Raw genomic sequence first — 20598 nt, 5'->3', positions numbered from 1 at the left:
GGCCCGCCGTTCCGTCACTCGGCGCGATGCGCCGGTGCCTTGCCGGGCCTCGTCACCCGGGAGGCCAACCCGTCCAGGGACACGCAGAGGGCCGCGTAGACGCCGCCGACGAAGAGGAAGATCTCGGCCGGGTAGACCATGGCGCGGTTGTTCACCTGCGCCGCTACGAAGGCGAGTTCGGGCACACCGATCACGTAGGCGAGCGACGTGTCCTTGATGAGCGCGGTCCACTGGTTGACGAAGGACGGCGCCATGGTCCGCAGCGCCTGCGGCAGGACGACGAACCGCAGGGCGCCCCAGCGGCCGAGGCCGAGCGCCAGCCCGGCCTCCCACTGGCCGCGGCCGACGCTCGCGATGCCCGCTGCGACCCCATGGGACAGGTAAGCGCCCCCGACGAGCGACAGCGCCGCCGCGACCGTCCCGATCTCGGGGACCGACACGCCGAGCAGGACCGGCAGCAGGAAGTAGGTCCAGAAGATCAGCATCACGACCGGCACGGCGCGGAGGAAGCCGAGCGCGGCGGTGAGCGCTGCCCGGGCCGCGCCCGCGCTCATGGCGAGGGCGATGCCGAGGACGAGCCCGAGCGCGGCCGAGGCCAGACCGGACAAGCCGGAGAGAATCAGCGTCAGGGCCAGCCCGCCGACCGGCCCGTCGGGCCACGCCCCGACAAGCAGGTAGCCGAGATTGTCGGTGATGACCGATGGATTCATCGATGCCGGTCCGCAGGGCGGGCGCGGCGGCCGTGGATCTGCCCGGCCGCCTCCACCGCGGCCGCGGCGCCGACATAGAGCAGCGTCGCGATGCCGAAGGCCTGGAAGGTCTCGAAGGTCTCGGTCTCGACCTGCCGGGACGCGTAGGACAGCTCCGCGAGGCCGATCGTCATGGTCAGCGACGTGTTCTTGAGCGTGTTGAGGTACTGGCCGACGATCTGCAGCCAGGCGACCCGCAGGGCCTGGGGCAGCACGATGTGGCGGAACGCCTGAGCGGGCGTGAGGCCGAGGGCGAGGGCCGCCTCGCGCTGTGTGGGCCGGACGGCCTCGATGCCGGCGCAAACTTCCTCGGCGATGTAGGCCCCCGCGTACAGGGTGAGCCCGCAGAACCCGGCGAGGCTCTCGTAGGCGGGCCAGCGCAGGGCGCCGAGCCCCAGGTCCAGGACGTGCGGCGCGTTGAGCCAGACCGTCACGCTCTGCGGCAGTGCGGCGGCCACCGCGAAGTACCAGACGAAGAGCTGCACCAGCAGCGGCGTGTTGCGGACGATAAGGACGGAGCCGGTGACGACGCCGCGTCCCGCGGGGCCGCCCGCCACCCGGAGCCCGCACGCCGCGAGGCCCAGGGCCGTGCCGGCGAGACAGGCGGCTGCCGACAGGGTCAGGGTCACGCCGAAGCCCTGCAGCAGCCAGACGAGGTAGCGCGGCGCGAGCGGTTCGCCGAACAGCGAGGCCATCGCGGCCGTTCCGTCCCGGTCAGCCGCGGTCCCCGATCCGGAACAGGCGCGGCAGCGGCTGCTCGGTCTCGGGTCCGAACCAGCGGTCGTAGATCGCCGCCGCCCTGCCGCTCGCCTCCAGGCCGCGCAGGGTCTCATTCACGAGGTCCCGCAGGCGCGTCTCGCCTTTCGGGATGCCGACGCCGATGTCGTCGTTGGAGATGCTGAAGGCGGGAATCTCGTAATTCTGCCGGTCAGGGACCTTGGCGAGCAGTCCGACGAGCTTCGGTCCGTCCTGCGTGATCGCCTGGACATTGCCGTTGCGCAGGGCCGTGAACGCGAAGGGCGTGTCGTCGAAGGCGACCACAACCGCCTTCGGGAAGTCGCGGCGCAGGACGATCTCGTTGGTCGTACCCTTGTCGGCGCCGATCCGGAGCCCGTTCAGCTGCTCGGGCGACGACAGCGTGCCCTTCCGCGCCAGGAACTGCTGTCCCGAGGCGAAGTACGGGATGCTGAAATCGAGCTGCTTCGCCCGCTCCTCGGTGATCGTGAAATTCGCCAGGACCAGATCGACCTTGCCGGAGATGAGCAGCGGGATCCGATTCGCCGGGTTGGTGGGCCGGACCTCCAGCTTGACGCCGAGCGTAACGGCGAGGGCCTGCGCGTAGTCGATGTCGAGTCCGGTGATCCGCTTCGTTGCCGGATCGACGAAGCCGAACGGTGGGTTGCTGTCGAAGGTGGCGACGCGGAGGACGCCGGCCCGTCTGATCTCGTCCAGACGGTCTGCCCGGGCGGCCCCGACAGACAGGAGGGTCGCGAGGGCGATGGCGAGGAGGTGGTGCACACGTTGCTCCATCGGATGGTTCGATGTCCGTACAGAGAGAGAAGATTCGGGACCGATCGCGAGAGTTCGATCGATCCAGCGTAGTGGCGGAGTTCTTCCCCGATTTTGTCTGGCATCGATTTACCGATCACGCTCCGACAGAGCCGATCGTGAACGATGAATCGATGAACGCCTCGATCTCACCTTCGGATCGGCGCGAGATCAACGGAGAAAGATTTTGTTTTGTCGGCGATCTGCAGCACGGGCTGTCATGGATGACGGCCGCCGCGGCGCGGATCTTCTCGTCGCACCGGCGCCGGCGCGGCGCCCGAAGCGCCGCGGTCGTCCACCCCGGACCGCGGGCCGACGCGCCTCCTCGATCTTTCTCGGCCTCGCCGACGCGCGGGCGCGAGGACCGAGCGCGCCCTTGACCGATCCTTAACCTCCGCCGCGATGCAGTTTTCTGCCGCGAACGCATTGACCTGCGGGGCAACCGCGTCTAGAAGCGCGCCACTTCGGACGGCCATCGGCTGCCGACGGCCCTTGGGTGCCACCCCGGAAGCCGCCGCGAACGCCCCGAGCGCTCCGAGGGTTCAAATCGCCTGACGCTGTAAGTCAGATCCGTAGGTACGAGCGCGTTCGTTTCGGGCGTGCTCCTCTGCCCACACCGCGCCGAGGGTCCGTGACAGGCCCTCCGGCGCATATTCGTTTTGCGGACTGCCCTGTGCAGTTCGGACTAGGTGACCGAGGAAGAGGGCACAGGATGCCGACGATCAACCAGCTGATCGCCCAGCCGCGGAAGATCCAGCGGAGCCGCAACAAGGTTCCGGCGCTCGACGCTTGCCCGCAGAAGCGCGGCGTCTGCACCCGCGTTTACACGACGACCCCGAAGAAGCCGAACTCGGCCCTCCGGAAGGTCGCCAAGGTGCGCCTCACCAACGGTTTCGAGGTGATCGGCTACATCCCGGGCGAGGGTCACAACCTTCAGGAGCACTCCGTGGTGATGATCCGCGGCGGCCGCGTGAAGGATCTTCCGGGCGTGCGCTACCACATCCTGCGCGGCGTGCTCGACACGCAGGGCGTGAAGAACCGCAAGCAGCGCCGCTCGAAGTACGGCGCCAAGCGGCCGAAGTAAGTCGGACGCCCGGATATTTCCCGGGCGCCGGAACGCGTTTCCACGGCCTCGCAAGGATGTCGCCGGCCTCAGGGCTGAGGCGGCCTGCGCGGGGCGCTTAAGATCTTTTCGTTCGAGAGTCTCAGAAGATGTCCCGTCGTCACTCTGCCGAGAAGCGTGAGATCATCCCGGACCCGAAGTACGGGGACGTGGTGCTGACGAAGTTCATGAACTCCATCATGTACGAGGGCAAGAAGTCGACCGCCGAGCGGATCGTCTACGGTGCCTTCGACATCGTCGAGAACCGCGCCCGCGCCAACCCGATCGAGGTGTTCCGGGCCGCGCTCGACAACGTCGCCCCGATGATCGAGGTCCGGTCCCGCCGCGTCGGCGGCGCGACCTACCAGGTCCCCGTCGAGGTCCGCACCGAGCGCCGTCAGGCCCTCGCGATCCGCTGGCTGATCCAGGCCGCCCGCTCGCGCAACGACCGCACCATGGTCGAGCGCCTCTCGGCCGAGCTGCTCGACGCCGCCAACAACCGCGGCAACGCCGTCAAGAAGCGCGAAGACACGCACCGGATGGCGGAAGCCAACCGCGCCTTCTCGCACTACCGCTGGTAAGCGGTTCCGCCGTCTCTCAGGAGCAATTCGATGCCCCGCACGCACGCGATCGAGGACTACCGCAACTTCGGCATCATGGCCCACATCGATGCCGGCAAGACCACGACGACCGAGCGGATCCTCTACTACACCGGAAAGTCCCACAAGATCGGCGAGGTCCATGAGGGCGCCGCCACCATGGACTGGATGGCGCAGGAGCAGGAGCGTGGCATCACGATCACCTCGGCTGCGACGACCTGCTTCTGGCGCGACAAGCGCCTGAACATCATCGACACCCCCGGCCACGTCGACTTCACCATCGAGGTGGAGCGCTCGCTCCGCGTGCTCGACGGCGCCGTGTGCGTGCTCGACGGCAACCAGGGCGTCGAGCCGCAGACCGAGACCGTGTGGCGCCAGGCCGACAAGTACGACGTGCCGCGCGTCGTGTTCGTCAACAAGATGGACAAGATCGGCGCCGACTTCTTCAAGTGCGTCGCCGACATCATCGACCGCGTCGCCGGCAAGCCCGTCTGCCTGCAGCTGCCGATCGGTGCCGAGTCGAGCTTCCAGGGCGTGATCGACCTCATCAAGATGAAGGCGATCGTGTGGTCGGGTGAGGCGCTCGGCGCCAACTTCGACGAGACCGAGATTCCGGCCGAGCTCAAGGACCAGGCCGTCGAGTACCGGACCAAGCTGGTCGAGGCCTGCGTCGAGCTCGACGACGACGCCATGGCCGCCTACCTCGACGGCAACGAGCCGGACGAGGCGACCATGCGCACCCTGGTGCGCAAGGCCGTCCAGCTGCGCGCCTTCCACCCGGTGCTCTGCGGCTCGGCGTTCAAGAACAAGGGCGTGCAGCCGCTCCTCGACGCCGTCGTGGACTACCTGCCCTCCCCGGCCGATCGCGGCGAGATCAAGGGCATCGACTTCAAGACCGAGGAAGAGACCGTCCGCCACCCGTCGGATTCGGATCCCTTCTCCATGCTCGCCTTCAAGATCATGGACGATCCCCACGTCGGCACGATCACCTTCTGCCGCGTGTACTCGGGCAAGGTCGAGACCGGCGCCAACGTGCTGAACTCGTCGCGCGACAAGAAGGAGCGCGTCGGCCGCATGCTCCTGATGCACGCCAACAACCGTGAGGACATCAAGGAGGCCTTCGCGGGCGACATCGTCGCGCTGGCCGGCCTCAAGGACACCCGCACGGGCGACACCCTCTGCGACCCGCAGAAGGCCGTGATCCTCGAGAAGATGGAGTTCCCCGAGCCCGTCATCGAGATCGCCGTCGAGCCGAAGTCGAAGGCCGACCAGGAGAAGCTCGGCATCGCGCTCTCGAAGCTCGCCGCCGAGGACCCGTCCTTCCGCGTGTCCACCGACCAGGAGTCGGGCCAGACCATCCTCAAGGGGATGGGCGAGCTCCACCTGGACATCAAGGTCGACATCCTGCGCCGCACCTACAAGGTCGACGCGAATATCGGCCAGCCGCAGGTCGCCTACCGCGAGAAGCTGACCCGCCGTCAGGAGATCGACTACACGCACAAGAAGCAGACCGGCGGTACCGGTCAGTTCGCCCGCGTGAAGTTCGTCGTCGAGCCGAACGAGCCGGGCGCCGGCTTCTCGTTCGAGTCGAAGATCGTCGGCGGCGCGGTGCCCAAGGAGTACATCCCGGGCGTCGAGAAGGGCCTCAACTCGGTTCTCGGCGCGGGCGTGCTCGCCGGCTTCCCGGTCGTCGACGTGAAGGTCGAGCTGGTCGACGGTGCGTACCACGACGTCGACTCGTCGGCGCTGGCCTTCGAGATCGCCTCCCGCGCGGCCTTCCGCGAGGCCCTGCAGAAGGGCGGCTCGGTCCTGCTCGAGCCGGTGATGAAGGTCGAGGTCGTCTCGCCGGAAGAGTACACCGGCTCGGTCATCGGCGACCTGAACGCCCGCCGCGGCCAGATCCAGGGCCAGGACATGCGCGGCAACGCCAACGTCATCAACGCGATGGTGCCGCTGGCGAACATGTTCGGCTACGTGAACCAGCTGCGCTCCTTCTCGCAGGGCCGCGCCAACTTCACGATGCAGTTCGACCACTACGAAGAGGTGCCGCGCGGCGAGGCCGACAAGGTCATCGCCAAGTACGCCTGAGGCTCACGCCTAGGCATCTCTTCTTCCGCAACGCGAATTCGAATTTAGGAGGCTCTGATGGGCAAGGAAAAGTTCTCCCGCACCAAGCCGCACTGCAACATTGGCACGATCGGCCACGTTGACCACGGCAAGACGTCTCTGACGGCGGCGATCACGAAGGTTCTGGCCGAGACGGGCGGGGCGACGTTCACGGCCTACGACCAGATCGACAAGGCTCCTGAGGAGAAGGCGCGCGGGATCACGATCTCGACGGCGCACGTGGAGTACGAGACGCAGAACCGTCACTACGCGCACGTGGACTGCCCCGGTCACGCCGACTACGTGAAGAACATGATCACGGGCGCGGCGCAGATGGANCAGGGCCAGCAGGGACAGGCCCGCGCCCAGCGCGGCGCGGCGGCAACACCGAAGATCGCGCGCCGCATCTCTTCTTCCGCAACGCGAATTCGAATTTAGGAGGCTCTGATGGGCAAGGAAAAGTTCTCCCGCACCAAGCCGCACTGCAACATTGGCACGATCGGCCACGTTGACCACGGCAAGACGTCTCTGACGGCGGCGATCACGAAGGTTCTGGCCGAGACGGGCGGGGCGACGTTCACGGCCTACGACCAGATCGACAAGGCTCCTGAGGAGAAGGCGCGCGGGATCACGATCTCGACGGCGCACGTGGAGTACGAGACGCAGAACCGTCACTACGCGCACGTGGACTGCCCCGGTCACGCCGACTACGTGAAGAACATGATCACGGGCGCGGCGCAGATGGACGGCGCGATCCTGGTTGTGTCGGCGGCGGACGGCCCGATGCCGCAGACCCGCGAGCACATCCTGCTGGCCCGCCAGGTGGGCGTTCCGGCGCTGGTGGTGTTCCTCAACAAGGTCGACATGGTCGACGACGAGGAGCTGCTGGAGCTGGTCGAGCTCGAGGTGCGCGAGCTCCTGTCGAAGTACGACTTCCCCGGTGACGACATCCCGATCACCAAGGGCTCGGCGCTGATGGCGCTGGAGGACAAGGAGCCGAAGATCGGCAAGGAGGCGGTGCTGGCGCTGATGGCGACCGTGGACGCCTACATCCCGCAGCCGGAGCGCCCGATCGACATGCCGTTCCTGATGCCGATCGAGGACGTGTTCTCGATCTCGGGCCGCGGCACGGTGGTGACGGGCCGCGTCGAGCGCGGCATCGTGAAGGTGGGCGAGGAAGTCGAGATCGTCGGCATCCGGGCGACCACCAAGACGACGGTGCGGGTTCGGTGAAGCCGCACTCGAAGTTCAAGGCCGAGGCGTACATCCTGACCAAGGAGGAGGGCGGCCGCCACACGCCGTTCTTCACCAACTACCGGCCGCAGTTCTACTTCCGGACCACGGACGTGACCGGCATCTGCACGCTGCCCGAGGGCACCGAGATGGTGATGCCGGGCGACAACGTGACCATGGACGTGGCGCTGATCGTGCCGGTGGCCATGGAGGAGAAGCTGCGCTTCGCCATCCGCGAGGGCGGCCGCACCGTCGGCGCCGGCGTCGTCGCCGCCATCAACGACTGAGCTCGAGCAAGCATCCTTAGCAGGGCGCGGCGGGGTGAGCGCCCCGCGTACCCCGCCGTCCCTCTCAAGGTTCCAGGATCATGAACGGTCAGAACATCCGCATTCGCCTCAAGGCGTTCGATCACCGCATCCTCGATGCGTCGACCAAGGAGATCGTCTCCACGGCCAAGCGTACGGGCGCGACCATCCGCGGCCCGATCCCGCTCCCGACGCACATCGCCAAGTTCACCGTGAACCGCTCGCCCCACATCGACAAGAAGTCGCGCGAGCAGTTCGAGATGCGCACGCACAAGCGGGTGCTCGATATCGTCGATCCGACGCCCCAGACCGTGGACGCGCTGATGAAGCTCGACCTCGCCGCCGGCGTGGACGTGGAGATCAAGCTCTGAGTCCGCTGAGGACTTAGAGCTTACCGTTTCATCGCGCGAGGGAGAGAACCTATGCGCTCAGGCGTCATCGCACAGAAGGTCGGCATGACCCGCGTCTTCACGGACGCGGGGGAGCATGTCCCCGTCACCGTGCTCAAGATCGATCAGTGCCAGGTGGTTGCCCACCGCACCGTCGAGAAGAACGGCTACGTCGCGCTGCAGGTCGGCGTCGGCAAGGCCAAGGTCAAGAACGTCTCGGCCGCCGAGCGGGGCCGCTTCGCGGTCGCCAAGGTCGAGCCGAAGAAGAAGCTCGCCGAGTTCCGCGTGTCCGAGGACGCGCTGATCCCGGTCGGCGCCGAGATCACCGCGGACCACTTCATCCCCGGCCAGTTCGTGGATGTCACCGGCACCACGACCGGTAAGGGCTTCGCTGGCGGTATCAAGCGCTGGAACTTCGGCGGCCTGCGCGCCACCCACGGCGTGTCGATCTCGCACCGCTCGATCGGCTCGACCGGCGGCCGTCAGGACCCGGGCAAGACCTTCAAGAACAAGAAGATGCCGGGCCACCTCGGCGTCGAGCGGGTCACCACCCAGAACCTGCGCGTCGTGCGCACCGATCCCGAGCGCGGCCTGATCCTGGTCGAGGGCGCGGTGCCGGGCGTCGCCGGCGGCTGGATCCAGATCCGCGACGCGGTGAAGCGCAAGCTCCCCGCCGACGTTCCGCTGCCGGGCAAGTTCCGCGAGAACGGCGCCTCCGCCCCGGCGACCGAGGCCCCTGCGGCTGAGGAGACCGCGTGATGAAGCTCGATATCAAGACCCTCGACGGTGCCGGTGCCGGCTCGGTCGAGCTGAACGAAGAGATCTTCGGCCTGGAGCCCCGCGCCGACCTGCTGCAGCGCATGGTCCGCTGGCAGCTCGCCAAGCGGCGCGCCGGCACCCACGCCGTGCAGAACCGCTCGGACGTGAACCGGACCCGCAAGAAGCTCTACAAGCAGAAGGGCACCGGCAACGCCCGCCACGGCGCCGCCTCCGCGCCGCAGTTCCGCGGCGGCGGGCGCGCCTTCGGCCCCGTGCCGCGCGACCACAGCCACGACCTGCCCAAGAAGGTCCGTGCGCTGGCCCTGCGCCACGCGCTGTCGGCCAAGGCCAAGGCCTCGACCCTGATCGTCGTCGACGACATCAAGATCGAGGATCACAAGACCAAGGGTCTCGTCGAGCGCTTCGGCAAGATGGGCCTCTCGAACGCGCTGATCATCGGCGGTGCCGAGGTCGACGTGAATTTCGGCCGGGCCGCCCGCGCCATCCCGCAGATCGACGTGCTGCCCGTGCAGGGCATCAACGTCTACGACATCCTGCGCCGCGACACGCTCGTCCTGACGAAGGCCGCCGTCGACGCGCTGGAGGAGCGTTTCAAATGAGTGCCGATCCGCGCCACTACGACATCGTCGTCTCCCCGGTGATCACCGAGAAGGCGACGAACCTGACCGAGCAGAACAAGGTCGTGTTCCGGGTCGCCCCCAAGGCGACCAAGCCTCAGATCAAGGAGGCCGTGGAGAAGCTGTTCGACGTCAAGGTCACGGCCGTGAACACCCTTGTCACCAAGGGAAAGAAGAAGATTTTCCGCGGCCTCCGCGGACAGCGCTCCGACGTGAAGAAGGCGATCGTGACCCTGGCCGAGGGCCACACGATCGACGTCACGACCGGGCTCTGAGGACGGGTTTTAGGGATCCAAGCCGATGGCCTTGAAGACATTCAAACCGGTCACGCCGAGCCTGCGCCAGCTCGTGCTCGTCGACCGCCGTGAGCTCTACAAGGGCAAGCCGGTGAAGGCGCTGACGGAGGGCAAGTCGTCCTCCGGCGGCCGCAACAATCTCGGCCGCATCACCGTCCGCTTCCGCGGCGGCGGCCACAAGCGCGTGCTGCGCAACGTCGACTTCAAGCGCCGCGAGCAGCTCGGCGTCGCCGCCACGGTGGAGCGGATCGAGTACGATCCGAATCGGACGGCGTTCATCGCGCTGATCAACTTCCCCGACGGGAAGCAGAGCTACATCCTGGCCCCGCAGCGCCTGCAACCGGGCGACAAGGTGGTGGCCGGCGAGAACGTCGACATCAAGCCGGGCAATGCCGGTCCGGTCGGCTCGATGCCGGTGGGCACGATCGTCCACAACGTCGAGCTGAAGATCGGCAAGGGCGGCGCGATCGCCCGCTCGGCCGGCAACTACGCGCAGATCGTCGGCCGCGACCAGGGCTACGTGACGCTCCGCCTGAATTCGGGCGAGCAGCGCCTGGTCCACGGTCAGTGCTTCGCCAGCGTCGGTGCGGTCTCGAACCCGGACCACATGAACATCTCGCTCGGCAAGGCCGGGCGCAACCGTTGGCTCGGCAAGCGCCCGCACAACCGCGGCGTGGCGATGAACCCGGTCGACCATCCGCACGGCGGCGGCGAGGGTCGCACCTCGGGCGGCCGCAACCCGGTCACGCCCTGGGGCGTGCCCACCAAGGGGAAGAAGACCCGGTCCAACAAGCGGACCGACGTGTTCATCCTGTCCAGCCGCCACAACCGCAAGAAGTAATCGCTATGGCACGCTCTCTCTGGAAGGGGCCGTTCGTCGACGGCTACCTCTTCAAGAAGGCCGAGGCGGCGCGGGGCTCCTCGCGCTCCGAGGTCATCAAGATCTGGAGCCGCCGCTCCACGATCCTCCCGCAGTTCGTCGGGCTCACCTTCGGTGTGCACAACGGGCAGAAGCACATCCCGGTCTACGTCACCGAGGAGATGGTCGGGCACAAGTTCGGCGAGTTCTCGCCGACCCGCACCTTCCCGGGCCACGCGGCCGACAAGAAGGCGAAGAGGCGCTGAGATGGGCAAGCAAGCCACCCCCCGCGCGCTCCCCGAGAACGAGGCGAAGGCCGTCGCGCGCATGCTGCGCGTCAGCCCGCAGAAGCTCAACCTCGTGGCGCAGATGATCCGCGGCAAGAAGGTCGACACGGCCCTCGCCGAGCTCCAGTTCTCCCGCAAGCGCATCTCGACCGAGGTCAAGAAGTGCCTCGAGAGCGCCATCGCCAACGCCGAGAACAACCACGACCTGGACGTGGACGACCTCGTCGTCTCCCAGGCCTTCGTGGGCAAGGCGCTGGTTCTCAAGCGTTTCCACGCCCGCGCCCGCGGCCGCGGCGCGCGCATCCTGAAGCCCTTCTCGAACCTCACCATCGTGGTTCGCGAAGTCCGCCAAGCCGAAGCGGCTTGAGGAGGATCTGATGGGTCAGAAAGTCAACCCGATCGGTCTCCGGCTCGGCATCAACCGGACCTGGGATTCCCGCTGGTTCGCCAACAAGGGCGACTACGCGAAGCTCATGCACGAGGACGTCGCGATCCGCGCCGCCCTCATGAAGCAGCTCAAGCAGGCGGCGGTCTCCAAGATCGTCATCGAGCGCCCGCACCGGAAGTGCCGCGTTACCATCCACTCGGGCCGTCCGGGCGTGGTGATCGGCAAGAAGGGCGCGGACATCGAGAAGCTGCGCAAGCTCGTCGGCACGATGACCAAGGCCGACGTCACGATCAACATCGTCGAGGTGCGCAAGCCCGAGATCGACGCCACCCTGGTGGCCGACTCGATCGCCCAGCAGCTCGAGCGCCGCGTCGCCTTCCGGCGCGCCATGAAGCGGGCCGTCCAGTCGGCCATGCGTCTGGGCGCCGAGGGCATCCGGATCAACTGCTCGGGCCGTCTCGGCGGCGCCGAGATCGCCCGCCAGGAATGGTACCGCGAGGGCCGCGTCCCGCTGCACACGCTGCGCGCCGACGTGGATTACGGCACCGCCACGGCGTTCACGACCTACGGCACCTGCGGCATCAAGGTGTGGGTGTTCAAGGGCGAGATCCTCGAGCACGATCCGATGGCCCAGGACAAGAAGGCCCAGGAAGAGGGCGGCCGCTCCGGCGGACGCCGTGAGCGCGATGGCGAGGGCGGCCGCGAGCGCGGACGCCGCGAGCGCGAGCACGCGTAAGGTAGGAAGCCATGCTGCAACCGAAAAAGACCCGCTTCCGCAAGCAGTTCAAGGGCCGCATCCACGGGGCGGCCAAGGGCGGCTTCGAGCTGAACTTCGGCCAGTTCGGCCTGAAGGCGGTGGAGCCCGAGCGCGTCACCGCCCGCCAGATCGAGGCGGCCCGCCGCGCGATCACCCGCGAGATGAAGCGCCAGGGCCGTGTCTGGATCCGGGTGTTCCCGGACGTCCCGGTCTCGTCGAAGCCGACCGAGGTCCGCATGGGCTCCGGTAAGGGCGCCCCGGACTATTGGGCGGCCCGGGTCCATCCCGGCCGGATCATGTTCGAGGTCGACGGCGTTGCCGAGAACATCGCCAAGGAGGCGCTCCGCCTCGGCGCCGCGAAGCTTCCGATCCGCACGCGGGTCGTCCAGCGCATCGCCGACTGAACGGAGGATATCGTGAAGTCGACCCAGAGACTGTCTGATCTGAAGGCGCTGTCGCCGGATCAGCTGAATGACGAGCTGATCAACCTCAAGAAGGAGCAGTTCAACCTGCGCTTCCAGGGGGCCACCGGCCAGCTCGAGAACGTCGCCCGCGTCCGCGAGGTCCGTCGCGACATCGCCCGTGTCCGGACTCTGCAGCGTTCCAAGACGCTGCAGCAGGCCAAGGGCTGAGGCGGGTTTTAGGAGACAACCATGCCGAAGCGCATCCTGCAGGGCACCGTCGTCAGCGACAAGGGTGAGAAGACCATCGTGGTGAAGGTGGAGCGCCGCTTCACCCACCCGGTGATGAAGAAGACCGTCCGGCGGTCGAAGAACTACCACGCGCACGACGAGGGCAACGTCGCCAAGGTCGGCCAGACGGTGTTCATCGAGGAGTGCCGTCCGTTCTCCAAGACCAAGACCTGGAAGCTGGTCGAGGGCGAGACCGCCCAGGCCGAGGCTGGCGAGGCCGCCTGATCGCGGGATCCCGGCGGCTGCGGTCCTCGCAACCGCCAGATCCCGGCCCGCGGCGTCGCGGGATGGTGCCCCACGGGGTGGCCATCCCGGGAGCGCCCGGTGACCGGTACGACGAACGCCCGGACGCAATTCGACTCGCGAGAGCCGGATTCGTGCCGGGCGTCGTCGTTTTCGGCCATCTGTCCGGCAGGCGGATCCCGGTCGCTGGCGGGCCGGGCCCGCTGCGGGGCCGCGGAAGGCGTCGCCATCGCGGCCGGCCATCGTCCCGTCCGGCGCGCGGTGTGGGCGTCCGTACGGGGCTTCGCGGCCGATTTCGGGATTGGATCGATGTCGCGCGGTATCCGGGTCTCGAGCCAGGATTTCGCGAGCTGCGCGCAGCAAAACGGCGTTCCGGCCTTGCTCAACGAGAACAAAACGGGTACATGGAGGCGGTGGCGACGCGCGTTGTGAACTGCGCCCAACCCCTTCATAAGGAGCCCGCCAGATGGCCCAGCCCGCATTGAAAGTGGTCGACATGCCCCCGGTGGACAAGGACAAGTCCAAGGCGATCGACGCCGCCCTGTCTCAGATCGAGCGCGCCTTCGGCAAGGGCTCGATCATGCGGCTCGGCAAGAGCGACAAGGTCCAGGAGGTCGAGACCATCTCCACCGGCTCGCTGGGCCTCGACATCGCGCTGGGCGTCGGTGGCCTGCCGCGCGGCCGGGTGATCGAGATCTACGGTCCCGAATCGTCCGGCAAGACGACGCTGGCGCTCCACACGATCGCGGAGGCCCAGAAGAAGGGCGGCGTCTGCGCGTTCGTGGACGCCGAGCACGCCCTCGATCCGGTCTACGCCCGCAAGCTCGGCGTGAACCTCGACGACCTGCTGATCTCCCAGCCCGACACCGGCGAGCAGGCGCTCGAGATCACCGACACGCTCGTGCGCTCCGGCGCCATCGACGTGCTGGTGGTCGATTCGGTGGCCGCGCTGACGCCGCGGGCCGAGATCGAGGGCGAGATGGGCGAGAGCCAGCCCGGCCTCCAGGCCCGCCTGATGAGCCAGGCCCTGCGCAAGCTGACCGGCTCGATCTCGCGCTCGAACTGCATGGTCATCTTCATCAACCAGATCCGGATGAAGATCGGCGTCATGTACGGCAGCCCAGAGACGACCACGGGCGGCAACGCGCTCAAGTTCTACGCCTCGGTGCGCCTCGACATCCGCCGGATCTCGACCCTCAAGGACCGCGACGAGGCGATCGGCAACCAGGTCCGCGTCAAGGTGGTGAAGAACAAGGTCGCGCCGCCCTTCAAGCAGGTCGAGTTCGACATCATGTTCGGCGAGGGCGTGTCGAAGGTCGGTGAGCTGATCGACCTCGGTGTGAAGGCCGGGATCGTCGAGAAGTCCGGTGCGTGGTTCTCGTACAATAGCCAGCGCCTCGGCCAGGGCCGCGAGAACTCGAAGGGCTTCCTGCGCGACAACCCGAAGATCGCGGCCGAGATCGAGGGCTCGATCCGGCAGAATTCCGGCTTGGTCGCCGAGAAGATCCTGGAGAACGCCGCCCCGACGGCGGACGATCTCGACGACGGCGAGGCTTAAGGCCGCGTCGCCGCGCACCGGGATCGGCGCGCGGCGGAACCTGCCACCGGCGAAGATCGGCGGCCCCGGAGTCTCTCCGGGGCCGCTTCGCTTTCAGGGGCGGAGGGCGGACGCGTCGGGGCGGACCGTCAATCCGCCATCGTCTTCTTCACGGTCTCGACCAGCTGCTTCAGGCTGAAGGGTTTGGGCAGGAAGTTGAAGGTCTCGCCCTCGGGCAGGTTCTTGCGGAACGCGTCCTCGGCGTAGCCGGAGACGAAGATCACCTTCAGGTCGGGCTGGTGCTTGCGCACTTCCCGCAGGAGGGTCGGGCCGTCCATCTCGGGCATGACCACGTCGGAGACGACGAGGTCGATGGTCTGCGCGCCCTCGCGGACGATCGCCAGGGCCTCCAGGCCGGAGGCCGCCTCCAGCACCGTGTAGCCGCGGGCCGAGAGCGCCCGGCTGTTGACCGCCCGCACCGGATCCTCGTCCTCGACGAGCAGGATGGTGCCCTGCCCGGTGTGGTCGGCGGCGGGCTTGCGCGCGGCCGGCTTGGCGGCCGCAGCGGGCGGCGCCTCGCCCCGGCCGGTGCGAGCGGCTCCGCGCGCGGCAGGGCCGGCTCCGCGGCCGCGGCCGGCACCTCCTCGGGCTCGGCTACGGGCACGTGGCGCGGCAGGTAGATGCGGAAGGCCGTGCCCTCCCCGACCTTCGACTGAACGTCGATGGTGCCGCCGGATTGCTTGACGATGCCGAACACCGTCGAGAGCCCGAGGCCCGTGCCCTTGCCGATCTCCTTGGTGGTGAAGAACGGCTCGAAGATCTTCTCCATCAGCTCGGGCGGGATGCCCTGGCCGGTGTCGCGCACCTCGATCAGCACGTGGTCGCCCGCGGGCGCCCCGCCGCGTCCCTCCGTCCCGGCGGCCGCCCCCGGATCGGAAACGTTCTCGGTGCGGATCGTCAGCTTGCCGCCCTCCGGCATGGCGTCGCGGGCGTTGACCGCGAGATTGACGATCACCTGCTCGAACTGGTTGACGTCGGCCTTGACGGGCCAGACCTCGCGGCCGTGCTTCAGCTCCAGGGCGACGCGCTCGCCGAGCAGCCGCTTGAGGAGGAGGGTCAGCTCGGAGAGCGCCTCCCCGACATTCATGACCTCCGGACGGAGCGTCTGCCGCCGTGAGAACGCCAGGAGCTGGCGGACGAGGCCCGCCGCCCGGTTGGCGTTCTGCTTGATCTGCATGATGTCCTGGAAGGCCGGGTCGGTCGGCCGGTGGCTCGCGAGCAGCAGGTCCGAGTAGCCGATGATCGCCTGGAGGACGTTGTTGAAGTCGTGGGCGATGCCGCCGGCGAGCTGGCCGACCGCGTTCATCTTCTGAGCCTGGGCGACCTGCTGCTCCAGTTGCCGCTGCGCCGTCGTGTCGAGGGCGTAGAGGATCACCCGCTCGGCCTCGTCGGTCTGCTGGCCGGGATCGCCGCCGTCGGCCGGGCTCAGCCAGACCCGGGCCGAGCGGCCGCCGGGCCCGTTCAGCTGGACCTCGATCGGCTCCGGATCGGTACGTCCGCTCGCCGCGCGGGCGAGCCCGGCCTCCAGGGCGGTCCGGTCGGCCACAGAGTCGGAGACGTTGGGCTCGACCCGGGGCACGCCCTCCCCGTCCGGGGCGCCGTCGTCGGCCTGCCGCGGGACCGTGCCGAACAGGCGGGTGAACGAGGCGTTGGCGCGGGCGATCCGGCCGCCGCTGTCGAGGGTCGCGATCGCGATCGGCGAGTTGTTCAGGAAGCGGGCGAGTCGGACCTCGGCGGCGCGTTGCGGCTCGTCGGTCTCGGCCCCGGCGGAGCGGTTGATCACGAAGGTCCGCGACGAGCCGGGCTTGCCGTCCTTGCCGAAGGCGACCCGGTGGTAGAGCCGGACCGGGAGCGTGTGGCCGTTGCGGCGGCGCAGGTCGAGGTCGAAGCGATCGGTCCGGACCTCGCCCGGCAGGCCCGCGGTGCGCACGAGGACATCCGCCTCCGGGGCGATCTCGGTGAGGTGCGGGCCGCCGGGGCCGACGCTGGCGAGGTCGTAGCCGAGCCAGGCCGCCAGGGTCGCGTTCATGTAGACGATGGCGCCGGCCGGATCGATCGACAGGAAGCCCGCCGGGGCGTGGTCGAGATAGTCGATCGCGTGCTGGAGTTCCTGGAAGACGTTCTCCTGCCGCTCGCGCTCGGCGGTGATGTCGGCCACTGTCCAGAGGGAGGCCGCCCGGCGCGGGCGCGCGAGGGGCCGCACCGAGACCCGGTACCAGCCGAAGCCGCGCTCGCCGGCCGTGGGGCCGAGGGGCGGCGACATCCGCACCTCCTCGGTGTGGGCGCGAGCGTCGCGAGAGGCCTGCGACAGGCGGTAGACCGCCTCGGAGACCTCGGGGGAGCCGACGAGGATGCGCTCCACAGGCACGAGGTTGGAGAAGGTGTCGCCGCTGGCGATCCGGAGATAGGCCTCGTTGGCGTAGATCAGCCGGCCGCCGTCCTCGACGACCAGCTGGCCGTCCGGCGAGGCGTCGACGATGCCCTTGGTGATGTCGTCCCGGGCGGCGCTGCCGCTGAGCTGGAGCGCCCCGATGGCGAGGGCGAACAGGAAGAACACGCCCGCCATGGCCAGCAGGGCCAGCAGCCAGACGATCAGCGACTGGGCCTGCTCGTTGGCCACGAAGGACAGGCCGATGGCCGCGCCGACCAGCAGGCCGGCGAGCACGAGCAGCAGCCCGACCCGGCCCGGCTGCTCCGAGCGGTCGATCGAGCCCGTTCCCAGCAGGGCGGAGGTCTGCGCGACCGGGGGACCCGGATTCTGCGGGCCCGCGGCGGGCGCCGGAGGTCCAGTGACGTCGGCCATCGGCTTCATTCCAGAACAGTCACCCGGTTAGTCCGCCGGCCATATCAGGACATGCGGGGCGCGGCATCAGTCTCGTCGCGCCAAGCCTTGACACAGGCTCGCGAAAAAAGGTGGAGGAAGCGTGGCTTTCGCTGGCCCGGCTGTTCGGCGAGAGGGCCCGGCGGAAAGGCTCTGCGGCGAGCGGGCGCGGGGGCCTACGCCGCCCGCCTCCGCAGACGCAGCACGAACCCGATGACCTCCGCCACGGCCCGGTAATGCTCGGCCGGGATCTCCCGGTCGATCTCCACGGTGGCGTGGAGCGCCCGGGCGAGCGGCGGGTTCTCGATCACCGCGACGCCGTGCTCGGCCGCGACCGCGCGGATGCGCAGCGCGAGCGCGTCGACGCCCTTGGCGACGCAGACCGGGGCGGCCATGCCGGTCTCGTAGCGCAGCGCCACCGCGTAGTGGGTCGGGTTGGTCACCACGACGGTGGCGGTGGGGACTGCGGCCATCATGCGCTTCTTCACCCGGGCCATCCGGAGCTGCTTCAGGCGCCCCTTGACCTCGGGATTGCCCTCCGACTCCTTCATCTCCTGCTTGAGCTCCTCCTTCGACATCCGGTGGCGCTTGCGCCAGCGGAACCGCGCGTAGAGCGCGTCGCCGAGGGTGATCGCGAGGTGCATGCACAGCATGCCGGCGAGCAACTTCAGGCTGAGGGACAGGATCGCCGGCATGGAGGCGGCCGGGTCCAGGCGGGCGAACACCTCGAGCCGGTCGCGGTCGTTCCACAGCATCACCGCGCCGACCACGCCCACGGCGGCGATCTTGGCCAGCCCCTTGCCGAACTGGAACAGGGCCTCGACGCCGAGGAGCCGCTTCACGCCGGCCATCGGCGAGAGGCGCGAGAATTTCGGCATCAGCGTCTCGGCGGAGAAGACCAGCGGGTGCTGCAGGAGCCCCGCGGCCAGCCCGGCCACGACGGCCAGTCCCACCGGCACCGCCACAGCCTGGAGCCACAGCCACAGGCCGCGCGTCATGGCCGCCTTCATGGCCGTGGCGTCGTCCGGCAGGGTATGGGCGTTGGCGAGGTAGGCCCTGAGCCCGTGCAGGAGGTTCGTGGCGATGGTCGGGGCCGCGACCAGCAACGCCAGGGTGAACGCGGCCAGCATCGCGAACGTGTWGATCTCGGTGCTGGTCGCGACGTCGCCGCGCTCGATCGCCTGGTCGAGCCGCCGTTGGGACGGCTCCTCGGTCTTGTCCTCGTCGTCGGTATCGTCGGCCATCGCGCGTCGGGCTCAGAGCGGGGACATCGTCGGGTCGCGGGCGGTCCGGCCGCTCAGCGACCGACGTAATCCCCGAGATACCGGCCCAGGTCGTCCAGGAAGACGCCCATCATGACGCCGAGGCAGCCCATCAGCAGCAGCATGCCGATCAGCACCGAGGCCGGGACCGCCAGGAAGAACACCTGCATCTGGGGCATCAGCCGCGACAGCACGCCGAGCCCCAGGTTGAACAGGATCCCGAAGGCGATGAACGGGCCGGAGATCTGCACCGCCAGGGTGAAGCCCCTGGCGAGCGCCTTCGTCGCCAGCATCAGCGCGTCCGAGAAGGACGGCACGCCGTCGGGCGGCAGCACCACGTAGCTGCGGGCCACGCCCTCGATGGCGAGGTGGTGCAGGTCCGCGGCGAAGATCAGCGTGATCCCGAGAAGCGACAGGAAGTTGCCGATCGCCACCTGCTGGCCGCCCTGACTCGGGTCCACCGTCATGGCGTAGGACAGCCCGACCTGCGCCGAGATGATCACCCCGGCGGTCTGAAGGGCGGCGAGGATCATGCGCACCGTCAGGCCGAGCACCAGCCCGATGATCGTCTCGCCGAACAGGAGCCCGATCAGCCGTGGGCCGGCCACGCCCTCGGTGCCGCCGAGCAGCGGGCGCACGGTCGGGAACAGCACCAGCGCCGTGAGCAGCGCGAAGGCGAGGCGCAGGCGCGGCGACACAGACTGCTCGCCGATCCCCGGCATCAGCATGATCAGCGTGCCGATGCGCGCGAAGGTGATCAGGTAGGCCGAGGCGATGCCGGGCAGGAGCAGGTTCATCGCGGCCCCTATGGCACGCGGCGGCCGCGCCTGTCCCGGCCGGCGCGCGCATCAGCCGCCGGCCGCGATGCGGGCGGCGATGCGGGTCATGTAGCCGGCCATGGCGTCGCCCATGAAGGGCAGCATCAGCAGCAGCGCGGCGAACACGGCCACGACCTTCGGCACGTAGATCAGGGTCTGCTCCTGGATCTGCGTCAGGGCCTGGACCAGGGAGACGGCGAGGCCGACCGCCAGGGCGACCAGCATCAGGGGGCCGGCCACCTTGAGGAACACGAAGATGCCGTCGCGGGCGACGTCGAGGATGGCGAGGCCGGTCATGGGGGTGCGATCTGTGCGGGGGAGTGGGCGGGGAAGCGGTCGGCCGGTCAGATCTGCATCCGCATGATCTCCTCGTAGGCGGAGATCATGCGGTCGCGCACCGCCACCATGGTCTGCAGTGCGGTCTCGCTCTCGGCCACCGCGGTGACCACGTCCACGACGTTGGCCTTGCCGGCGGCCGCCGAGACGGCCTGGGTATCGGCCCGGCGGCCGGCATCGCCGACGCTGTCCAGGGTCTGCCCGAGCATCTGCATGAAGTCGGTGCCGGTGCCGGTCGTCGGCTGCACCCGGGGCGCGGGCCGGCCGCCGGCGAGGCCCTGGACGGCCGCGTAGGCACCCGCCGCGAAATTGCTCGAAGCCATCGCCGTGCGTCCTTGCTATGCGGCCCTGCCGCGGGCTTCGGAGCTCACTTCAGGATGCCGAGGGTCTGCGCCAGCATCTTGCGGGTGGAGCTGATCATGTTGAGGTTCGCCTCGTAGGAGCGCTGGGCCTCGCGCAGATCCATGTTCTCGATCAGCGCGTTGACGTTGGGCATCTGCACCACGCCCTGGGCGTTGGCCGCGGGGTTGCCCGGCTCGTACTTGGTCCGGAAGGCCGACGGATCGCGCTTGACGCGCCCGGCTTCGACGAGCTTGGCACCGGTCTCGTCGTCGAGGTGGCTGGTGAAGGTCGGGATCTTGCGCCGGTAGGGCTGCGCCCCGGCGGAGGCCGGCGCGGAATCGGCGTTGGCGATGTTCTCGGCGATGATGCGCATCCGGCCCGACTGGGCCTTGAGGCCCGCGGCCGCCACCGCCAGCGACTTGGTGAATTCCATGGCTCAGGACCCTCCCGCTGCCGCGACATCGCGGCCGTC

At 68.7% G+C, this 20598-nt stretch carries 26 protein-coding genes and 3 pseudogenes; 19 read left to right on the top strand and 10 right to left on the bottom strand.

The features are described from left to right. Positions 1-14: 14 nt before the first annotated feature. Genes MMR14E_RS27015 through MMR14E_RS27005 form a run of 3 tightly spaced genes read right to left on the bottom strand, consistent with a single transcriptional unit; the run spans position 15 to position 2279 of the window. Positions 15-710 carry an amino acid ABC transporter permease gene (locus MMR14E_RS27015; protein WP_331318530.1) on the bottom strand — a complete coding sequence of 232 codons (696 nt, stop codon included), beginning with the start codon at positions 708-710 and terminating at the stop codon, positions 15-17. Then, positions 707-1444 (bottom strand): amino acid ABC transporter permease, encoded by a 738-nt coding sequence (locus tag MMR14E_RS27010; protein ID WP_331318529.1) that lies wholly within the window; start codon positions 1442-1444, stop codon positions 707-709. The genes MMR14E_RS27015 and MMR14E_RS27010 overlap by 4 nt, the downstream gene beginning before the upstream one ends. 19 nt (positions 1445-1463) lie before the next feature. After that, entirely contained in the window at positions 1464-2279 is an 816-nt protein-coding gene (locus tag MMR14E_RS27005) for an ABC transporter substrate-binding protein (protein WP_331318528.1), read from the bottom strand. 71 nt (positions 2280-2350) lie between these two features. Here MMR14E_RS27005 and MMR14E_RS27000 point away from each other — a divergent pair, with 71 nt between their 5' ends. From MMR14E_RS27000 to recA, 19 genes and pseudogenes are all read left to right on the top strand, one after another. Further along, positions 2351-2677, top strand: a complete 327-nt coding sequence (locus MMR14E_RS27000; protein WP_331318526.1) for a hypothetical protein — start codon at positions 2351-2353, stop codon at positions 2675-2677. A gap of 332 nt (positions 2678-3009) precedes the next feature. Next, a complete protein-coding gene (gene rpsL / locus MMR14E_RS26995) occupies positions 3010-3381 on the top strand; it encodes a 30S ribosomal protein S12 (protein WP_007557568.1) in 372 nt (123 codons plus the stop codon). A 128-nt stretch (positions 3382-3509) separates the two neighbouring features. Further along, a complete protein-coding gene (gene rpsG, locus MMR14E_RS26990) occupies positions 3510-3980 on the top strand; it encodes a 30S ribosomal protein S7 (protein WP_012319183.1) in 471 nt (156 codons plus the stop codon). Between the two features lie 30 nt (positions 3981-4010). After that, positions 4011-6086, top strand: a complete 2076-nt coding sequence (gene fusA, locus MMR14E_RS26985) for an elongation factor G (protein WP_331318524.1) — start codon at positions 4011-4013, stop codon at positions 6084-6086. Positions 6087-6143: 57 nt separating this feature from the next. Continuing rightward, positions 6144-6440 (top strand): annotated as a pseudogene (locus tag MMR14E_RS26980) (GTP-binding protein); the annotation flags it as partial. Positions 6441-6551: 111 nt separating this feature from the next. After that, positions 6552-7624, top strand: a pseudogene (locus tag MMR14E_RS26975) (elongation factor Tu). Between the two features lie 80 nt (positions 7625-7704). Further along, on the top strand, positions 7705-8013 hold the full coding sequence (gene rpsJ / locus MMR14E_RS26970) for a 30S ribosomal protein S10 (protein ID WP_007569268.1): 309 nt from the start codon (positions 7705-7707) through the stop codon (positions 8011-8013). 51 nt (positions 8014-8064) lie between these two features. Further along, complete coding sequence (gene rplC, locus MMR14E_RS26965) at positions 8065-8790, top strand: 50S ribosomal protein L3 (protein ID WP_020094259.1); 726 nt, start codon at positions 8065-8067, stop codon at positions 8788-8790. Further along, entirely contained in the window at positions 8790-9410 is a 621-nt protein-coding gene (gene rplD, locus MMR14E_RS26960) for a 50S ribosomal protein L4 (protein WP_043351248.1), read from the top strand. The genes rplC and rplD overlap by 1 nt, the downstream gene beginning before the upstream one ends. Beyond that, a complete protein-coding gene (locus tag MMR14E_RS26955) occupies positions 9407-9703 on the top strand; it encodes a 50S ribosomal protein L23 (RefSeq protein WP_012319188.1) in 297 nt (98 codons plus the stop codon). The genes rplD and MMR14E_RS26955 overlap by 4 nt, the downstream gene beginning before the upstream one ends. A 25-nt stretch (positions 9704-9728) precedes the next feature. Next, a complete protein-coding gene (gene rplB / locus MMR14E_RS26950) occupies positions 9729-10565 on the top strand; it encodes a 50S ribosomal protein L2 (RefSeq protein ID WP_091783717.1) in 837 nt (278 codons plus the stop codon). 5 nt (positions 10566-10570) lie between these two features. Further along, a complete protein-coding gene (rpsS, locus tag MMR14E_RS26945; protein WP_012319190.1) occupies positions 10571-10849 on the top strand; it encodes a 30S ribosomal protein S19 in 279 nt (92 codons plus the stop codon). Between the two features lies 1 nt (position 10850). Then, a complete protein-coding gene (gene rplV / locus MMR14E_RS26940; RefSeq protein ID WP_012319191.1) occupies positions 10851-11237 on the top strand; it encodes a 50S ribosomal protein L22 in 387 nt (128 codons plus the stop codon). A gap of 10 nt (positions 11238-11247) precedes the next feature. Continuing rightward, positions 11248-11994, top strand: coding sequence for a 30S ribosomal protein S3 (rpsC, locus tag MMR14E_RS26935; RefSeq protein WP_012319192.1), 747 nt, complete (start codon positions 11248-11250; stop codon positions 11992-11994). A gap of 11 nt (positions 11995-12005) precedes the next feature. Continuing rightward, positions 12006-12419, top strand: coding sequence for a 50S ribosomal protein L16 (gene rplP, locus MMR14E_RS26930; protein ID WP_012319193.1), 414 nt, complete (start codon positions 12006-12008; stop codon positions 12417-12419). Between the two features lie 12 nt (positions 12420-12431). Then, positions 12432-12647, top strand: coding sequence for a 50S ribosomal protein L29 (gene rpmC, locus MMR14E_RS26925; protein WP_020094255.1), 216 nt, complete (start codon positions 12432-12434; stop codon positions 12645-12647). Positions 12648-12668: 21 nt separating this feature from the next. Further along, positions 12669-12932, top strand: a complete 264-nt coding sequence (gene rpsQ / locus MMR14E_RS26920) for a 30S ribosomal protein S17 (protein WP_331318519.1) — start codon at positions 12669-12671, stop codon at positions 12930-12932. 99 nt (positions 12933-13031) lie between these two features. Next, a complete protein-coding gene (locus MMR14E_RS26915; protein WP_331318517.1) occupies positions 13032-13382 on the top strand; it encodes a hypothetical protein in 351 nt (116 codons plus the stop codon). Positions 13383-13416: 34 nt separating this feature from the next. After that, positions 13417-14508, top strand: a complete 1092-nt coding sequence (gene recA, locus MMR14E_RS26910; RefSeq protein ID WP_331318516.1) for a recombinase RecA — start codon at positions 13417-13419, stop codon at positions 14506-14508. 128 nt (positions 14509-14636) lie between these two features. On the opposite strand, the gene MMR14E_RS29395 is transcribed toward recA, so the two are convergent. The 7 genes and pseudogenes from MMR14E_RS29395 to flgC all read right to left on the bottom strand — a co-directional run bounded on the left by MMR14E_RS29395 (position 14637) and on the right by flgC (position 20559). Beyond that, on the bottom strand, positions 14637-14966 hold the full coding sequence (locus MMR14E_RS29395) for a response regulator (protein WP_419539428.1): 330 nt from the start codon (positions 14964-14966) through the stop codon (positions 14637-14639). A gap of 248 nt (positions 14967-15214) precedes the next feature. Continuing rightward, a pseudogene (locus MMR14E_RS26905) lies at positions 15215-17113 on the bottom strand (PAS domain-containing protein); the annotation flags it as partial. Between the two features lie 431 nt (positions 17114-17544). Beyond that, positions 17545-18612 carry a flagellar biosynthesis protein FlhB gene (flhB, locus tag MMR14E_RS26900; protein ID WP_331318514.1) on the bottom strand — a complete coding sequence of 356 codons (1068 nt, stop codon included), beginning with the start codon at positions 18610-18612 and terminating at the stop codon, positions 17545-17547. A gap of 53 nt (positions 18613-18665) precedes the next feature. Then, entirely contained in the window at positions 18666-19427 is a 762-nt protein-coding gene (fliR, locus tag MMR14E_RS26895; RefSeq protein WP_331318512.1) for a flagellar biosynthetic protein FliR, read from the bottom strand. 51 nt (positions 19428-19478) lie between these two features. Then, a complete protein-coding gene (gene fliQ / locus MMR14E_RS26890) occupies positions 19479-19745 on the bottom strand; it encodes a flagellar biosynthesis protein FliQ (RefSeq protein WP_273563973.1) in 267 nt (88 codons plus the stop codon). A gap of 47 nt (positions 19746-19792) precedes the next feature. Beyond that, positions 19793-20107, bottom strand: coding sequence for a flagellar hook-basal body complex protein FliE (gene fliE / locus MMR14E_RS26885; RefSeq protein WP_091784121.1), 315 nt, complete (start codon positions 20105-20107; stop codon positions 19793-19795). Between the two features lie 44 nt (positions 20108-20151). Continuing rightward, positions 20152-20559: a flagellar basal body rod protein FlgC gene (flgC, locus tag MMR14E_RS26880; RefSeq protein ID WP_331318508.1), complete on the bottom strand. Its 408-nt coding sequence runs from the start codon at positions 20557-20559 to the stop codon at positions 20152-20154. Between the last annotated feature and the right edge of the window lie 39 nt (positions 20560-20598).

It is taken from the genome of Methylobacterium mesophilicum, assembly GCF_036441335.1.
In the GTDB taxonomy this organism is placed as follows: Bacteria; Pseudomonadota; Alphaproteobacteria; order Rhizobiales; family Beijerinckiaceae; genus Methylobacterium; species Methylobacterium mesophilicum_B.
Note: the sequence above shows the minus strand (reverse complement) of the source record. Positions and strands in the feature narration are given on the sequence as shown.

Excerpts from the sequence above, each read along its gene's own strand:
- MMR14E_RS27015 (WP_331318530.1), bottom strand. The coding sequence starts at position 710 with ATGAATCCATCGGTCATCACCGACAATCTCGGCTACCTGCTTGTCGGG.
- MMR14E_RS27010 (WP_331318529.1), bottom strand. The coding sequence starts at position 1,444 with ATGGCCTCGCTGTTCGGCGAACCGCTCGCGCCGCGCTACCTCGTCTGG.
- MMR14E_RS27005 (WP_331318528.1), bottom strand. The coding sequence starts at position 2,279 with ATGGAGCAACGTGTGCACCACCTCCTCGCCATCGCCCTCGCGACCCTC.
- rpsL (WP_007557568.1), top strand. The coding sequence starts at position 3,010 with ATGCCGACGATCAACCAGCTGATCGCCCAGCCGCGGAAGATCCAGCGG.
- rpsG (WP_012319183.1), top strand. The coding sequence starts at position 3,510 with ATGTCCCGTCGTCACTCTGCCGAGAAGCGTGAGATCATCCCGGACCCG.
- fusA (WP_331318524.1), top strand. The coding sequence starts at position 4,011 with ATGCCCCGCACGCACGCGATCGAGGACTACCGCAACTTCGGCATCATG.
- rpsJ (WP_007569268.1), top strand. The coding sequence starts at position 7,705 with ATGAACGGTCAGAACATCCGCATTCGCCTCAAGGCGTTCGATCACCGC.
- rplC (WP_020094259.1), top strand. The coding sequence starts at position 8,065 with ATGCGCTCAGGCGTCATCGCACAGAAGGTCGGCATGACCCGCGTCTTC.
- rplD (WP_043351248.1), top strand. The coding sequence starts at position 8,790 with ATGAAGCTCGATATCAAGACCCTCGACGGTGCCGGTGCCGGCTCGGTC.
- MMR14E_RS26955 (WP_012319188.1), top strand. The coding sequence starts at position 9,407 with ATGAGTGCCGATCCGCGCCACTACGACATCGTCGTCTCCCCGGTGATC.
- rplB (WP_091783717.1), top strand. The coding sequence starts at position 9,729 with ATGGCCTTGAAGACATTCAAACCGGTCACGCCGAGCCTGCGCCAGCTC.
- rpsS (WP_012319190.1), top strand. The coding sequence starts at position 10,571 with ATGGCACGCTCTCTCTGGAAGGGGCCGTTCGTCGACGGCTACCTCTTC.
- rplV (WP_012319191.1), top strand. The coding sequence starts at position 10,851 with ATGGGCAAGCAAGCCACCCCCCGCGCGCTCCCCGAGAACGAGGCGAAG.
- rpsC (WP_012319192.1), top strand. The coding sequence starts at position 11,248 with ATGGGTCAGAAAGTCAACCCGATCGGTCTCCGGCTCGGCATCAACCGG.
- rplP (WP_012319193.1), top strand. The coding sequence starts at position 12,006 with ATGCTGCAACCGAAAAAGACCCGCTTCCGCAAGCAGTTCAAGGGCCGC.
- rpsQ (WP_331318519.1), top strand. The coding sequence starts at position 12,669 with ATGCCGAAGCGCATCCTGCAGGGCACCGTCGTCAGCGACAAGGGTGAG.
- recA (WP_331318516.1), top strand. The coding sequence starts at position 13,417 with ATGGCCCAGCCCGCATTGAAAGTGGTCGACATGCCCCCGGTGGACAAG.
- fliR (WP_331318512.1), bottom strand. The coding sequence starts at position 19,427 with ATGAACCTGCTCCTGCCCGGCATCGCCTCGGCCTACCTGATCACCTTC.
- fliQ (WP_273563973.1), bottom strand. The coding sequence starts at position 19,745 with ATGACCGGCCTCGCCATCCTCGACGTCGCCCGCGACGGCATCTTCGTG.
- fliE (WP_091784121.1), bottom strand. The coding sequence starts at position 20,107 with ATGGCTTCGAGCAATTTCGCGGCGGGTGCCTACGCGGCCGTCCAGGGC.
- flgC (WP_331318508.1), bottom strand. The coding sequence starts at position 20,559 with ATGGAATTCACCAAGTCGCTGGCGGTGGCGGCCGCGGGCCTCAAGGCC.